The organism is Synechococcus sp. KORDI-100 (assembly GCF_000737535.1).
Lineage (GTDB): Bacteria > Cyanobacteriota > Cyanobacteriia > PCC-6307 > Cyanobiaceae > Parasynechococcus.
Genome location: NZ_CP006269.1, coordinates 168745 through 183777 on the forward strand (window position 1 = coordinate 168745; position 15033 = coordinate 183777).

Below are 15033 nucleotides of genomic sequence, written 5' to 3' on the forward strand. Positions count from 1 at the left end.
CTGTCGGTTGTTCTCCAGTCCGTTTAGAACCGGACGGATGACGTTGTTTCGCATCGATGAATCAGATCGCTGCTGCTTTTTCTCGACGAACGCTGCTCATCGCTGCTTTGACCGGTCCTTTCTGGAGACTCAAGCCTGTTTTGGCAGCATCCAAAGCAGCTGAACCTGACTGGGACCTGAGTCAGGAGGCCTGGCGTCAGCGACTGTCTCCGGATGCTTACAGGGTGTTGCGTGAGGAGGCTACGGAGCGACCGTTCACCAGTCCGCTGAACAACGAGAAGCGCCATGGGATCTATCACTGCGCTGGTTGCGATCTTCCCCTGTTCTCGTCGCAGGCCAAGTTCGACAGCGGAACGGGTTGGCCTAGCTTCTGGCAGCCTTTGTCTCAGGCCGTCGCAACGAAAGTAGATTTCAAATTGATCATCCCCCGCACGGAATATCACTGCCGGCGCTGTGGAGGCCATCAGGGCCACGTGTTCAATGACGGACCCAGACCGACGGGCAAGCGTTACTGCAACAACGGTGTTGCCCTCCGCTTCCAGCCCGCTTGATCTGATCGTTGTTGGCGGTGGTCCTGCCGGATATATGGCAGCGATCACCGCAGCTGAGCGGGGAGTTCGGCAGGTGCTGGTGTTGGAAGGAACGCCTGAGCCATTGCAGAAAGTGCGCATCAGCGGCGGCGGTCGCTGCAACGTGACCCACGCCTGCTGGGACCCCCGTGAACTGGCTGGCCATTACCCCCGCGGCAGCCGACCCCTGCGTGGTCCCTTCAGTCGCTTCGCCTGCGGGGATGCCGTCTCTTGGTTTGATGAGCATGGGCTCACGTTGGTGGAGGAACCCGATGGACGGATGTTTCCACAGCAGAACCGCTCCGAGGCTGTGATCCAGTGTTTGCACGGCGCAGCAAGGGCGGCGGGTGTTCAGCTGCGCACGAAGACGATGGTTCAGCAGGTGTGTTTTCATCCCGACGGTGGTTTTCTGATCGAGGGCCGCGGCCTCGATCCGTTGCATTCGCGTTGCCTGATGCTGGCCACAGGGGGCCATCCCAGCGGCCGGAAACTGGCGGAAGCCCTCGGTCACCAGCTGGTGCCGCCAGTGCCATCGCTGTTTAGTCTCACCCTGCAGGCTCCTGCCCTGACGGCCTGCAGCGGCATCGCCATCGATGATGTGGGCCTAGATCTGAAGCTGGGCAACCAGCGCTTTCGTCAGACCGGGCGGGTACTGATCACCCACCGCGGTCTGAGTGGTCCGGCCACGCTGCGCCTCTCAGCTTTTGCCGCCAGGGCCCTGCATCAAACTCGTTACCAGGGTGAACTGACGCTGGACTGGAGTGCGGGGTTGGGTCGGTTGGGGGTGACCCAGCGCTTGCAGCAGTGGCGGCAAGGGCAGGCCCGGCGAACGCTTTCAGCAGCCAAGCCCTTCGAGCATCTGCCAAGGCGGTTGTGGCAAGCCTTTCTTGCCATGGCTGGGGTGGAGACAGAGCGCCGTTGGGCTGATCTGCCGATGAAGGCGGAGCGTCAGTTGGTGGAGTTGCTTTGCGCGCAACGTTTGTCAGTCAAGGGGCGTGGGCCCTTCGGGGAGGAGTTTGTCACCGCCGGTGGTGTCGATCTGGGAGAGGTGAACCTGGCCACGATGGAAAGCCGTCGTTGTCCGGGTCTGTACCTGGCCGGTGAATTGCTGGACGTGGACGGGGTGACCGGAGGTTTCAACTTTCAGGCCTGCTGGAGTGGCGGCTGGCTGGCGGGTAAGGCAATTGCAGCGAACTATTGAATCTGATCGAAGATTGTGAACATCGGCAGATACATCGCGAGAAGAATTGAACCGACAATCCCTCCCACAACCACAATCATGGCGGGTTCCAGCATCGAGGTCAGCGCTTTCACCATGGCGCTCACTTCATCTTCGTAGAAGTCGGCAACCTTGCTCAACATCTTGTCCATTTCTCCAGTTTCTTCTCCAATTGCCAGCATGTTGAGTGCCATGTCCGGCAGAACCTTCTGGCGAATCAGTGCCGTGCTCAGCAACACTCCCTCCTGCACCATGGTTCGAGAGGCAATGATGGCGTCTGAGATGATCGTGTTTCCAGCTGTCTGACTGGAAATTTCCAGAGACATCAGAATTGGTACACCGGCTCTTGTGAGTGAGCTGAAGATGCGACAGAACTGCGCTGTCGCTGTCATCATGATCAGGTTGCCGAAGAGGGGCAATTTGAGGACGAGGCGATCAACGTTGCGGCGACCCTTGTAAGTGCTGTAGTAGCGACTGAAGAGCCATATGGTGACCAAGATCACGCCGACGATGTAGAGAGCGGTCGTCGAACGAAGTAACTTGCTTAGGTCGACAAGCAGCTGTGTAAAGGCTGGCAGTTCTGCTCCAAGATCCTCAAAGATTCCAGCAAATGTTGGAATCAAAAAGATTGTCATTCCCAGAAAGACCAGGATTGCAATCACGAGAACGGCGACGGGATATCCAAGCGCGCCTTTGATTTGATTTTGCAACTTTGCGTTGTCTTCCAACAACTTCGCCAGTCGCTTGAGAGATTCGTCAAGTACACCACCCGCTTCTCCCGCTTCCACCATGGCCACACTCAGCTGATCAAAAACCTTTGGCCACTGGCGTATGGCGGCGCCAACTGAGACGCCTTCGTTCACATCGAGGCTCACTTTGGTGAGCGCTCGTTTGAACATCGGTAGTTTCTGTTGTGTTGCCATCAGATCCAGGCTGCGCACGATCGGCACCCCGGCATCGACGAGTGCTGCGAGCTTGCTCGCAAAAACAGCCTTCTCCTTGACCCCCGGTGGTTTCTCGAAGGCGCGTCCAAGGTCAAACGACAGCAGGGACCGTTGTTCTTCCTTGCTGTCGTTGCCGGAGCCTTTTTTGCCGGTATCTGCGGCTTTCAGTTCAATGGCCTTGATGCCCCGCCGCCGCAGCAAGCGTTTGGCTTCCACCAGATCCGCAGCCTTCAGCGTGAGGTTGCGAGGCTGGCCCGTGGAGCTGTTGTAGGTGGCGACGAACGAGGCCATCGTTTAATCCGCAGCGTGTTCAGTCATCACTGATCAGCCGTTCCAGTTCGCCGGGTTTGCTGGCTTTGGCAAGCCCTTCCGAGCGAGTGATGTCCCCTGCCGTCACAAGATCGGCCAGGGCTTTTTCCAGGGTCTGCATGCCCAGTTCTCCACCGGTCTGAATCTGTGAGTAGAGCTGCGCTGTTTTGCCTTCACGGATCAGGTTCGCCGTTGCGGCGGTGTTGATCAGGATCTCCTGAGCCATCACTCGGCCGAATTGTCCCGGTTTGGGGTTGTGACGTCGGCAAAGTGTCTGGGAGAAGACGGCGACAAGACTTCCCGAGAGCTGGACTCGAATCTGGGTTTGCTGGGCGGGTGGAAACACATCCACCATGCGGTCGACCGTCTGAGCAGCGGAACTGGTGTGCAACGTGCCGAAGACCAGGTGGCCTGTCTCGGCAGCGCTGATCGCCAGTTGAATCGTCTCGAGATCTCGCATTTCTCCCACCAGAATCACGTCAGGGTCTTCGCGCAACGCGGCACGCAGAGCGTTTCCAAAGCTGCGGGTGTCTTCGTTCAGCTGTCGCTGGTGCACCAGGCTTTTGTCGCTCTTGTAGACGAATTCGATTGGATCCTCGATGGTGAGGATGTGTTCCGAACGGGTGTGATTGATGTGATCCAGCAGTGCAGCCAGGGTGGTTGTCTTGCCTGATCCGGTCGGTCCAGTCACCAGAACGAGTCCCCGGGGTCGTTTGCTGGTCTCCATCACCACAGGGGGCAGATTCAGCAATTCGGCGCTTGGAATATTGCTGCCCAGAGCTCTCAGGCAGGCGGCATAGCTGCCCTTCTGCCGGTAGACGTTCACGCGGAAACGGGCGACCCCTTTCAGGCCGTAGGCGCAATCCAGCTCCCACGTCTGCTCAAGTGTTTTGCGCTGACCGTTGTTGAGCATCGAGAAGATCAGCCGGTTGCAGGCCTCTTCCGTGAGTGGATCCTCCGTCATCGGTCGGAGTTCTCCGCTGAAGCGTCCGTAAGGGGGTTGTCCCGCCGCGAGATGCAGATCGCTGCCGCCGCCTCCGACAAGCTGCTCCATCAGATCTTCGATCATCAGCTCCACGACGGTCTCCTTACAGGCGTTCAGTCAGGCAGTAAGGGCATTCCAACCAGGACTCCTGGAGACCGGCACCACACCCCCTACAGGTCATTGTGCTGAGCGCGCGAGCTCTACGCTCGGATTCCAGCCCTGAATCCGTGAGGATCATCCGGCCAACCTCCTCGAGGGTGGTGTGTCCCTCGCGTACCAACTGAAGGCTGTAGCCCAGCAGGGTCACCATGCCCGACTCCAGGGCAAGCTGCCGAATCGTGTCGGTGGTTGCTCCCTTCGAGACCACGGTGGCGATCTCTTCATTCATGCGGAGGACTTCGTAGACCCCGACGCGACCCTTGTACCCGCTTCCCTGGCATTTCGGGCAGACCTTTTCGTTTCCGGCGTGATGGTGGGCTTTGTAGAAGGTCACCTTGGATTCGCTGCTCGCCATCAGTCCGAAACGTCCGAGTTCCTGTTCGTCCGGGTGGTAGGGAACCCGGCAGGCCGTGCAGACCCTTCTCATCAGACGCTGGGAAACGATGCCAATCAGTGCGGCAGACACCATGAATGGCTCCACACCCATCTCATCGAGACGGGCGATCGTGCTGGGAGCGTCATTGGCGTGCAGGGTGCTGAGGACCAGGTGCCCCGTGAGTGCGGCTTCGATCGCGGTTTTCGCAGTTTCCAGATCCCTGGTTTCCCCCACCAGCAACACGTCGGGGTCCTGCCGCATGAAGGCCCGCAGGGCCGTCGCGAAGTCGAAGCCCTTCTCGCGATTCACCTGACATTGGGTGATGCCCGGTAGGGTGTACTCGATCGGATCCTCCACCGTGGAGATGTTGATGCCGGGGTCGTTGCGCTCAGCCAGCAGGGAATACAGCGTCGTTGATTTTCCTGAGCCGGTCGGCCCTGTTACGAGGATCATTCCGAACGGCTTGGCTCCCAGGTCCCGAACAATGCTCAAGGTGTCGGGGTTGCTGATCAGCTTGTCGAGCCCCAGTTGCGTCGCGCTGCTGTCCAGCAGTCGCAGACAGACTTTTTCACCGAAGCGGCTTGGCAGGGTGTTGACCCTGAAATCAATCACGCGCTCGCGATATCTGCGGCGGATCCGACCGTCCTGGGCCTGACGTCGTTCGGCGATGTCGAGGTCAGCCAGAATTTTGAAACGCGACGTAACGGCAGGAATCAGACGACTGGGCAGCGGCTCGATGTACTGCTGCAGCACGCCGTCCTGTCGGTAGCGCAGTCGCAGACCTTTCTGCTGAGGTTCCACATGAATGTCGCTGGCGCTGACCGACATCGCCTGCAGCAGGATTCGGTCCACCAGGGTCACCACCGGTGATGCCTCGGCATCCCTCAGGCTTTCCTCGAGATCGACGGTGCTGCTGTTGATCTGTGCCTGCTCTTCCGGGTCTTCCTCCAGAACCCCTTCCGCGCTGAATTCCTCCAGATAGGAAGCGGCCGTCTCTTCAACGTCCTGGCTGGAGGATTCATTGGTTTCAGAGGTGCCCGCCGCATCGGCTGCGCTGGCTGCAGCGGATTGCGTTTCGCTGTTTGAAGCGGACTGGGAGTTGGTCCACGCCGCTTCCAGATCGCTCTGCAAGGCCGGCTGCAGAACAATCTCCCGATTGAGCTTGGAGAGGCGCGAAACGAGCTCCTCCCCCTGCGGGCCCTCCCAGTGACTCGGAACGGCGACGGCCAGGTGGTGCTCATCCAGGCTCACCGGAATGGCAGGGATCGCTTTCCAGCCATCCAGGTCCATGCCGTTGTCCAGGCCTGTCGCGAGGGAGAGTCCCTTGTTCAGCTCATCAGGGGAGAGAACATGACGACGCAGCAGCAGCTCCAGTTCAAGCCGCTGCTGTGCTGCATCAACGGCATCGGGAATAGGCCTTGACAGGGTCACCGTGGGTGGTTGAAGCAGAGGTGCGGGCTTCCGCAGCTTGTGTGAGGAGAGCGTTGCCCTTCAACATGTCTAGGCACCAAACCCTGACCGGTCAGCATGAGTGGCGAAGCCCCCACCCCTGAGCAGGAGCAGAGCGTGGAACACAACGAGGCTGCGGCAGCTCCTGAGGCTGAGGCGACGAACATCGACTCCGTCAGTGAGGCCTCAGGCGTTCGTGATGTCACAGCTGCCGATCCCAGTCAGCGCCTTGAACAGCTTGAGCAGGAGCTGCGGAAACTGACCCAGGAACACGAGACGCTGCAATCCCAGTACATGCGCATTGCGGCCGATTTCGACAACTTCCGCAAACGTCAAAGTCGGGATCAGGACGACCTGCGTCAGCAGCTGGTCTGCTCCACACTCAGCGAGATCCTGCCGGTTGTCGACAATTTTGAGCGGGCTCGTCAGCAGCTGAATCCCGTGGGTGAAGAGGCTCTGGCCCTCCATCGCAGCTATCAGGGTCTGTACAAACAACTGGTGGAGGTTCTGAAGCAACAGGGGGTCGCCCGGATGGAGGTGGTTGGTCAGGATTTCGATCCAACCCTCCATGAAGCCGTGTTGCGGGAGGAGAGTCACGACCATCACGAAGATGTGGTGATGGAGGAGCTGCAGCGGGGTTATCACCTCAACGGCAGGGTGCTGCGTCACGCCATGGTGAAAGTGTCAATGGGACCGGGACCGTCATCCGAGGGTTCTGATTCTGTGGATGCTGATCAGCCCCAGGCTCAGGAGGGTTGATGGCTAATTACTACGACCTCCTGGGCGTTTCCCGTGATGCTGATGCGGACACCCTGAAACGGGCCTATCGGCGCCTGGCTCGTCAGTACCACCCGGACATCAACAAGGAACCTGGCGCTGAGGACCGTTTCAAGGAAATCGGTCGTGCCTATGAGGTGCTCAACGATCCCCAGACCCGGGCCCGTTACGACCAGTTCGGAGAGGCTGGCCTCGGAGGTGCGGCCGGTGCCCCCGACATGGGTGACATGGGGGGATTCGCTGATCTCTTTGAAACGTTTTTCAGCGGTTTCGGTGGAGCTGCCGGCGGCGGTCGTCCACGACGGCGTGGACCGCAGCAGGGAGACGATCTCCGCTACGACCTCACCATCAGTTTCGAGCAGGCGGTCTTCGGCGAGGAGCAGGAGATCAAGATTCCCCATCTGGAGACCTGTGAAACCTGCGGCGGCAGTGGCGCGAAACCCGGCAGCGGACCAACCACCTGCGGGACGTGTGGCGGTGCCGGTCAGGTCCGCCGCGCCACGCGCACTCCATTTGGCAGCTTCACCCAGGTGGCGGAATGTCCGAACTGCAATGGCACCGGTCAGGTGATTGCCGATCCCTGTGGAGCCTGTGGCGGTCAGGGGGTGCACCAGGTGCGCAAGAAACTGCGCATCAACATTCCTGCAGGTGTTGACACCGGGACCCGTCTCAGGGTTTCCGGAGAAGGCAATGCCGGTCCCAGGGGTGGTCCCTCCGGTGATCTCTATGTGTTTCTCACCGTCAAACCCCATCCGCGGCTGCAGCGCGATGGCCTCAACGTTCTCTCCGAAGTCAAGGTGAGTTACCTCCAGGCCATCCTCGGTGATTCGATTGAAGTCGATACGGTTGATGGATCCGCGGAACTTGAACTTCCATCCGGGACGCAGCCTGGGGCGGTGCTCACCATGCCGAACAAGGGCATTCCAAAGCTCGGGAATCCCGTGGCTCGCGGCGATCAGAAAGTCACCGTGACGGTTCAGCTTCCAGGGCGGCTTTCCGATGCAGAGAGGGGATTGCTCGAGCAACTTGCCGGCCACCACTCCGCCCGAGGCAAACAGCACCATCACCACAACAGCGGACTGTTTGCTCGCCTGTTCGGTCAGAAGTGATGGCCGTTCGTTCCCTGGACCTGCGCGGAACACCCTGTCCGGTGAACTTCATCCGCTGTCGTCTGGCCCTTGAATCGATGCAGTCCGGAGAGTGTCTGGACGTGCAGCTCGATCGAGGCGAACCTGAGGAGATGGTGATTCCGGGCCTGCGAGACGAGGGCCATCAGGTGGAGACCACCAACGTTCAACCGTCCTGGGTTGGCCTTACGGTCATCTGCGGAGGCTGAGGGTTCTTGTCTGCCCTGGCTGGCATGGTGGTGGCGCTGCAGGCGAACTATCTCGAGGTTGAGCTTGATGCAGCCCCGCAGGGAATTCCCAGCCGTTTGCTGTGCACACGCCGCACTCGACTGAATCACCGGGGTGCTGCCGTTCACGTTGGTGATCGCGTGCGTCTTGAGGCTGTTGATTCCCATCAGGCCCGTGCAGTCGTTGCGGGCGTTGAACCCCGCAACAGCTGGTTGTCCCGCCCGCCCGTGGCCAATGTCACCGCGGTGGTGGTGGCCCTGGCTGTGGACCAACCCAGCTTTGACCCTGATCAGGCCAGTCGCTTTCTGCTCACAGCGGAGCGCACCGGTCTGTCCGTCCAGCTCCTGCTCACCAAGTGCGATCTGATTGGTCCCGACCAGCGAGAGGAGTACAGGCAACGCCTGCGGGGATGGGGTTATGAACCGCTGCTGATCTCCAGTCAGACCGGTGAAGGCATCAGCTCCCTGAAAGAGCGATTGCTCACCACCTCTCTTTCGGTGTTCTGCGGTCCATCCGGGGTGGGCAAGAGCAGTGCCCTCAACAGCCTCATGCCGCAGCTGAGTCTTCGGGTCGCCGCAGTGTCGGGACGGCTCCAGCGAGGGCGTCACACCACGCGGCATGTCGAGCTGTTCCACCTTGTGCCTGGTGTTCGGGTGGCGGATACACCAGGTTTCAATCGTCCTGACCTGCCGGATGATCCCCATGAGCTGGCCCTCATGTTTCCCGAACTGCGTCAGCAGCTGCAGGAGTGGCCATGTCGCTTCCGCGACTGCCTCCATCGCGGCGAGCCAGGCTGTGGTGTTGAGACCGGCTGGGAGCGCTACGACATTTACCTCAGAACGCTTAATGCCCTTGCTGGAATTAGCCGCCCATCCCGGGGAGGTTGAGATTCAGTCCACCCGTGAGTTCCTCCATTCGCTCCTTCATCGTTGAAGTGGAGGCTTCATAGGCCGCTTGCAGGGCCTGAAGTGTCGCGGTCTCGCAGACCTCCTGGCCTTCGCTCAGCAGCGCAGGGTCGAGTCGAACGCGCAGTGGCTGTTGGTTGCCGGAAAGCCAGATGCTTGCACGGCCATCCTCGCTGCTGCCTTCAATCTCCATCCCATCCAATTCCTCCTGCAGTTTCTGAGCGTCCTGCTGGATCTGCTGGGCTTTGCGGAACGCTTCGGTGAGTTGTCCGAAATTGGGGAGTCCGAACCCTGCCATGGTGCTGCTGACGGAGCCGGCAGACTAAGCCGCTTACGTGAAGCCAAGGCGTTTCACTTCAGGATGCAGCGACAGATGGTGGTGCGACCTGACGCGCTCCTGCACCAGCTTGATCAGTCGGTCGATGTCATCTGCCGTTGCATCGCCGCTATTGACAATGAAGTTGGCGTGCAGCGTCGACACCTCCGCTCCACCGATTCGCGTGCCTTTCAGCCCGAGTTCCTCGATCAGGCGACCGGCCTTCAACGGTTCAGGATTGCGAAACACGCTGCCGCAGCTTGGTTGCGTGTAGGGCTGTGTGCTGGTCCTCTTGCTGAGATTTCCGCTTGTGATCCGACGCAATTGCTGAGGGTCGTGGCCTGGCTCCAGCTGGAATCGGGCGGACAGCACCAGCAGCGGTTCCTGCTGCAGGCGACTGTGGCGGTAGTCGAACTCAAGTTGTTCGCGCGTGAGTTCGAACGGCTCACCACCTCGAAGAGACACGACCTCCACGGAATCCAGCCATTCCTCGGTGCTGCCGCCCTGCGCTCCGGCATTCATCACGGCTGCTCCGCCGACTGTTCCAGGAATTCCCACAGCCCATGCCAAACCCTGCAGTCCGGATTGCGCAACCTTGCGTGCCAGGGAAGGGATCGGCTCTCCGGCCAGAGCCTTCACAACCCCGGTGTTCGGATCCAGTTCGACCCCCTGGAGTCGACGCAGACAGATGGTCAGGCCGGCCAGTCCATTGTCATGGATCAGCAGATTGGAACCGGCTCCAATGACACGGCAGGGAAGCCCTTTCTCGTTTGCCCAGTTCAACCAGCCCGTGACCTGATCGATGGTGGTGGGTTCAGCCAACCACTCGGCCGGGCCGCCGACTCTCCAGGTTGTGAATTCGGAGAGCGGAGCCTGGCAACGGGGCTGAAGCGGCGGCATGGCGATCAGACCGTGACCGCCGTGGAGGCGGGGTTGGATCGTTCGCTGCGCTCCAACCTTTGCCAGAGACTGTTGACGTCACCTGCACCCATGGCGAGGACAAGATCGTCAGCAAGACTTACGGTCTGAACCTGTTCGATCAGTTCATCCAAGGTGTCAGCAACCTGCAGTTGCAGCTCAGGTTTCAGCTGTCGAACCTGCTGGGCAAGAGCATGGCTGCTGACTCCCTCCAGGGGGGATTCTCCAGCGGAGTAAATCGGGGCGAGAAGCAGGACATCGCAGTTGAGGAGCGCTTCCGCGAACGCATCTAGAAATTCACTGGTTCGCGAGTAGCGATGAGGCTGAAAGACGGCGACCACACGTTGCGGTGCTGATGGAAGAGGACTACGGCCGCTTTTCACCATCAGTCCTGCCATGTCCAGGGTGGCCTTCACTTCACTTGGGTGATGGGCGTAGTCATCAACGATGTGGCGCCCCTTCCAGGTGCCTCGATGGTCAAAACGACGACCGGGTGTCTGCAGCACTGCAAGGCACTGTCGCAGGGTCTCGAATGGAATCCCTTCCAGTCGGCAGGCGGCCAAGGCGGCGGTCGCATTACTCAGGTTGTGAAGGCCTGGCATCGGCAACGTGAACTCGCCAACGGCCTCGCCATGTTCATGGAACGTTGCCAGGCAGCGATCGCCATCAAGCTGATGGGGGATTGATGCGTAATCGACATCATCACTGCGCTTGACCGACCACCAGGCGTCGGCTTGAAAGTGTTCTCGCAGGATCGGATCATCGGCATTCGCTAGGAGCCGATCGCATCCTTTGCCGAAGCGTTGCAGGGTTGCGATGAGATCGTCGAGCCCGCTGTAGTGGTCGGTGTGATCCAGCTCCAGGTTGGTGATCACACCAAGGGACGGTTGAAATTTCACCAACGAGCCATCGGATTCATCGGCTTCGGCAATCAGGAGTCGTCCTTCTCCGCAATGTCCGTTGCTGCCCAGACAGGGGACGATGCCTCCAATAATGGCGGTCGGGTCCTCTCCAGCTGCATGAAGCAGTGTCGTGGTCAGGGTGCTGGTTGTCGTTTTTCCGTGACTTCCGGCAACAGCAATGGACGGTTGCAGCGCGATCAGAGCGGCCAGAAGATCGGAGCGGTGCCAGATCTCCAGTCCGCTTCTGCGGGCTTCTCTGAGTTCAGGATTTGACTCTGGAATGGCCGTACTGACCACAACGATCGGTGGCTTTCCGTCTTCATCAGCGAGCGTCCGGATGGTTGCAGTCGATTGCTCGGAAAAGACCCTGATGCCTTGATCTCTTAGTTGCTGGACCGTAGTGTTCTCCCGGGAGTCGGAACCGCTCACCGAATGGTTACGTTTGGCCAGGATCACGGCCAACGCCGACATTCCTATGCCGCCAACACCAATGAAATGAACGCGTTGGTGGGAACCGAGAGTACGTGACAAGGATCCCCGTCTGACGCCCGAAAGATAAGGCAGCTGTCCTGATCCGTCCTGAGGCACTGGGACGGATTTGGCATTTCCGCCAAAAAGATCCCGAAGCCGCCGACGAGGAATTTTTGCTTATTTCTGTATGATCTGCGGCCAAAACCCCTAGACGGCAATCCCGTTTCTCTCATGACCCTGCGCGTTGCGATCAATGGATTTGGCCGGATTGGTCGCAACGTGATGCGGGGTTGGATCAGCCGTGGCAACGACACCGGTCTCGAGATCGTGGGGATGAACTCCACATCCGACCCGAAGACCAGCGCTCACCTGCTGACCTACGACTCGATCCTGGGCAAACTCGATCCCAGCGTGCAGATCGAAACCACCGACGACACGATGGTGGTCAATGGCAAGGAAGTGAAATTCTTCGCCGATCGCAACCCCCTGAACTGCCCCTGGAAGGACTGGGGCGTGGATCTTGTCATCGAGTCCACGGGTGTGTTCAACACCGATGAGAAGGCCAGCAAGCACCTTGAAGCTGGTGCCAGCAAGGTGATTCTGACGGCCCCTGGCAAAGGCGTTGGTGTCGGAACCTTTGTCGTCGGCGTCAACGATGATCAGTATCGGCACGAGGATTGGAACATCCTGTCCAACGCCAGCTGCACCACCAACTGTCTGGCGCCGATTGTCAAGGTTCTCGATCAGAACTTCGGGATCGACTGGGGTCTGATGACCACCATTCACAGCTACACGGGTGACCAGCGGATCCTGGACAACAGCCACAGGGATCTCCGTCGCGCCCGTGCTGCTGCTCTCAACATGGTCCCGACGACCACCGGTGCAGCCAAGGCCGTCGCCCTGGTGTATCCCGAGGTGAAGGGCAAGCTCACGGGCTTCGCCATGCGGGTGCCGACTCCCAACGTATCCGCTGTCGACCTCACCTTCGGTCCTTCACGCGCCACCAGCGTCGATGAAGTGAAGGCCGTGATCAAGGCTGCATCCGAAAACGGCATGAAGGGCATCATCAAGTACAGCGATCTCCCTCTGGTGTCCACTGATTACGCCGGCACCAATGAATCCACCATCTTTGATGCGGACCTCACCTACTCCATGGGAGACAAGGCGGTGAAGATCCTTGCCTGGTACGACAACGAGTGGGGTTACAGCCAGCGCGTGGTGGATCTGGCTGAAGTGGTTGCCCGCAACTGGAAGTGATCCTCTGCTCCTGCCCCTCCTCGAGCCCTCCTGTGTGGAGGGCTTTTTCGTGTCAGGACATGCCGTAGTGCCTGAAACCCTGGCTGTCGATCAAGGACTGGTCATCACTCCATCGCACGCCACAGGAACCACGACAGATGGTTCCGATGCGCTGAGCCCCGGGAACGAGCTCGAGCCATGGGGTCACCCATGGCGGCGGCAGGCTCAGGACCAGTTCAAAATCCTCGCCACCGACCAGGCACCACTGATCCCAGGGTGATCCCAGGGGCCAGTCCTTCGGCCTGGGCAGTTGATCGCGGTCCAGCACCGCTGCGCATCCACTGCTTCTGCACAGCCCTTCAATGGCGGCCAACAGGCCGTCGCTGCTGTCCGTTCCACCGGCTCGCCAGGGCAGATCGTTTGGTTTGCTACTCAGGAGCGCCTTCAAGGCATCGAAGCGAGGGACGGGACGCCGGTGCTGCTGGACGGCCTGACGTCTGAGGCTCTCTGGAACCGATTGTGATTTCAGAGCTGGATCGTTCTGAAGCAGCGCAAGACCCAGTCGGCTGAGGCCATGCGGTCCACTGGTGAGCAGTGCGTCGCCCGGCCTGGCATCGCCGCGATGCAGTCGCAGAGACCCCAGGCGTCCCAGGGCGCTGACCGAGAGCAGTCGTTGTGCTCCATCGGAGCAGTCCCCGCCCAACAGCGCGCCGCCATGGCAGTGAAGGGCGTCGCTCATGCCTTGATAGACCCCTTGCACCCAGTCCCATGGCGTGCTCCCAGGGGCGACCAGTGCCACTGTGATGCCCTCGATGGCTTCGGCTCCGCTGGCGGCCAGGTCGGACAGATTGGCAGCCACGGCACGCCAGCCCACATCGCTTGGATCGGTTGTGGCATCACTGAAATGGATGCCGTCCACCAACACATCGGTGTTCACCAGGAGCGGCCTCGGGTCCTCGGCCAGGCAGGCCGTGTCGTCGTCGAGTTGACCGGCAGGGGCGAAGTGAGACAGCCGCCTCAGCAGCTCGGTTTCGCCGAGATCCGCCAGGGTCTCGTTCATGCGTGCGCTTTCAGTCCGTCCGCTCCCTCGATCACCTTGATGGATTCGATTCGATCATCAGTCGTGAGCTCCTCGAGCACATCGAAGCCGTCCACCACGTATCCGTAGGCGGCATTGCGGCCATCCACGAGGTTCAGTCCGGCCGGCGTCAGCTCGGCTTCGTAGAGGAACATGAAGAACTGGGAGGAGCCGTCATCGAGGGCATTGGCGGAATGGGCCCAGCCCAGTGTTCCCAGCGTCGCGAAAGGCAGGGTCGGCGTCGCCTTGAACAGACCGACGTCCTCGAAGGTTTCGTTGTAGATGGTGTCCTCTTCCTCAGGAACGCGAATTTCGAGGGGAACCCTGCGTTCCTGTTGTGTCTTCGGATCGACGTAACCCAGAGCAGGTCCTTCGGGGTCGCCGCTCTGCAACACGTAGAAGTCCTCGGCACGGATGAAGGGCAGCCCGTCATAGAAACCCTTGAGGGATAAATCCACAAAAGCTCCTGCGGTGAGCGGGGCGTTGTAGCCGTCAACCACGGCTGTGAGATCCCCTTGTGTTGTGCGGATCAGCAGGGTGGCCCGGCCCATCAACCGCGGCAGAGCATCGAACTCCTTCGGGATCGACCGTTCAAAGTCGGCCGGCACCAGCAGTGCTTCGATGTCGCCGATTCGGCTGAGTGTGGTTCGCCGTGCCCGGATGAAGCCAGGTTTGTCGGAGCTGCTCACCTGTTCCTTCAGATCCTCCAGGCCAGCGTCCACCTTGCTGAACAGGGCCTCTGCTTCCGACCGCAGCTCCTCTGGGATGGCCGCCAGGATCGCGCTTTGACGTGTGCTCAGCAACGCTTCACTGCGGCTCACCGCCTTGCCGAGGGCACTCCAGCGTTTGGCGCGCAGGTCGTCGCTTGTTCTCTCGAGGCGGTGTTGCAGGTTGCGGATGTCGTCCTGCTCGAAGGGCAGGGCGTCCCGCAGGATCGCCGCTGGGTCCTTGACCGCATTGCCCTGAGGCAAACCGGCTCTCGCTGCCTGTGGAAAGGCCAGCAGAACGGTGGCGAGCAAGGCGATCAGACCACGTTTGAAATGCTGATGGGTCAAGGGGAACCCC

Annotated in this window: 15 protein-coding genes; 7 read left to right on the forward strand and 8 right to left on the reverse strand. The window is 60.1% G+C overall.

Annotation, left to right across the window (positions count from 1 at the left end; translation table 11 throughout):
• Positions 1-56: 56 nt before the first annotated feature.
• Together msrB and KR100_RS00885 are read left to right on the forward strand one after the other, a co-directional pair.
• On the forward strand, positions 57-551 hold the full coding sequence (gene msrB, locus KR100_RS00880; protein WP_038542435.1) for a peptide-methionine (R)-S-oxide reductase MsrB: 495 nt from the start codon (positions 57-59) through the stop codon (positions 549-551).
• Entirely contained in the window at positions 523-1770 is a 1248-nt protein-coding gene (locus KR100_RS00885) for an NAD(P)/FAD-dependent oxidoreductase (RefSeq protein ID WP_038542437.1), read from the forward strand. The genes msrB and KR100_RS00885 overlap by 29 nt, the downstream gene beginning before the upstream one ends.
• Here the strand turns inward: KR100_RS00885 and KR100_RS00890 are convergent.
• The 3 genes from KR100_RS00890 to KR100_RS00900 are packed head-to-tail and all read right to left on the reverse strand — an operon-like array spanning position 1764 to position 5851.
• A complete protein-coding gene (locus tag KR100_RS00890; RefSeq protein WP_038542439.1) occupies positions 1764-3023 on the reverse strand; it encodes a type II secretion system F family protein in 1260 nt (419 codons plus the stop codon). The genes KR100_RS00885 and KR100_RS00890 overlap by 7 nt on opposite strands.
• A 19-nt stretch (positions 3024-3042) precedes the next feature.
• Positions 3043-4119, reverse strand: coding sequence for a type IV pilus twitching motility protein PilT (locus KR100_RS00895; protein ID WP_038542441.1), 1077 nt, complete (start codon positions 4117-4119; stop codon positions 3043-3045).
• Between the two features lie 10 nt (positions 4120-4129).
• The gene (locus KR100_RS00900) at positions 4130-5851 is read right to left on the reverse strand and encodes a GspE/PulE family protein (protein WP_204207798.1); all 1722 of its coding nucleotides are present in this window, start codon (positions 5849-5851) and stop codon (positions 4130-4132) included.
• Positions 5852-6088: 237 nt separating this feature from the next.
• Here KR100_RS00900 and grpE point away from each other — a divergent pair, with 237 nt between their 5' ends.
• From grpE to rsgA, 4 genes are read left to right on the forward strand one after another with little or no spacing between them, the layout of a single operon-like run.
• Positions 6089-6769 (forward strand): nucleotide exchange factor GrpE, encoded by a 681-nt coding sequence (gene grpE, locus KR100_RS00905; protein WP_038542444.1) that lies wholly within the window; start codon positions 6089-6091, stop codon positions 6767-6769.
• Positions 6769-7896 (forward strand): molecular chaperone DnaJ, encoded by a 1128-nt coding sequence (dnaJ, locus tag KR100_RS00910; RefSeq protein WP_038542447.1) that lies wholly within the window; start codon positions 6769-6771, stop codon positions 7894-7896. The genes grpE and dnaJ overlap by 1 nt, the downstream gene beginning before the upstream one ends.
• The gene (locus KR100_RS00915) at positions 7896-8123 is read left to right on the forward strand and encodes a sulfurtransferase TusA family protein (protein WP_038542448.1); all 228 of its coding nucleotides are present in this window, start codon (positions 7896-7898) and stop codon (positions 8121-8123) included. The genes dnaJ and KR100_RS00915 overlap by 1 nt, the downstream gene beginning before the upstream one ends.
• A 24-nt stretch (positions 8124-8147) precedes the next feature.
• Positions 8148-9029, forward strand: a complete 882-nt coding sequence (gene rsgA, locus KR100_RS00920) for a ribosome small subunit-dependent GTPase A (RefSeq protein ID WP_038547552.1) — start codon at positions 8148-8150, stop codon at positions 9027-9029.
• Here the strand turns inward: rsgA and KR100_RS00925 are convergent.
• The 3 genes from KR100_RS00925 to murC are packed head-to-tail and all read right to left on the reverse strand — an operon-like array spanning position 9004 to position 11714.
• Positions 9004-9345: a YbaB/EbfC family nucleoid-associated protein gene (locus tag KR100_RS00925; RefSeq protein ID WP_038542450.1), complete on the reverse strand. Its 342-nt coding sequence runs from the start codon at positions 9343-9345 to the stop codon at positions 9004-9006. The two genes, rsgA and KR100_RS00925, sit on opposite strands and share 26 nt — an antisense overlap.
• A gap of 33 nt (positions 9346-9378) precedes the next feature.
• On the reverse strand, positions 9379-10263 hold the full coding sequence (gene murB / locus KR100_RS00930; RefSeq protein ID WP_038542452.1) for a UDP-N-acetylmuramate dehydrogenase: 885 nt from the start codon (positions 10261-10263) through the stop codon (positions 9379-9381).
• 5 nt (positions 10264-10268) lie between these two features.
• Positions 10269-11714 (reverse strand): UDP-N-acetylmuramate--L-alanine ligase, encoded by a 1446-nt coding sequence (gene murC / locus KR100_RS00935; RefSeq protein WP_038542453.1) that lies wholly within the window; start codon positions 11712-11714, stop codon positions 10269-10271.
• A gap of 171 nt (positions 11715-11885) precedes the next feature.
• Here murC and gap point away from each other — a divergent pair, with 171 nt between their 5' ends.
• Entirely contained in the window at positions 11886-12911 is a 1026-nt protein-coding gene (gene gap / locus KR100_RS00940) for a type I glyceraldehyde-3-phosphate dehydrogenase (RefSeq protein WP_038542455.1), read from the forward strand.
• Positions 12912-12963: 52 nt separating this feature from the next.
• On the opposite strand, the gene thiL is transcribed toward gap, so the two are convergent.
• Together thiL and KR100_RS00950 are read right to left on the reverse strand one after the other, a co-directional pair.
• On the reverse strand, positions 12964-13950 hold the full coding sequence (thiL, locus tag KR100_RS00945; protein ID WP_038542457.1) for a thiamine-phosphate kinase: 987 nt from the start codon (positions 13948-13950) through the stop codon (positions 12964-12966).
• On the reverse strand, positions 13947-15023 hold the full coding sequence (locus KR100_RS00950; protein WP_038547556.1) for a peptidylprolyl isomerase: 1077 nt from the start codon (positions 15021-15023) through the stop codon (positions 13947-13949). The genes thiL and KR100_RS00950 overlap by 4 nt, the downstream gene beginning before the upstream one ends.
• Between the last annotated feature and the right edge of the window lie 10 nt (positions 15024-15033).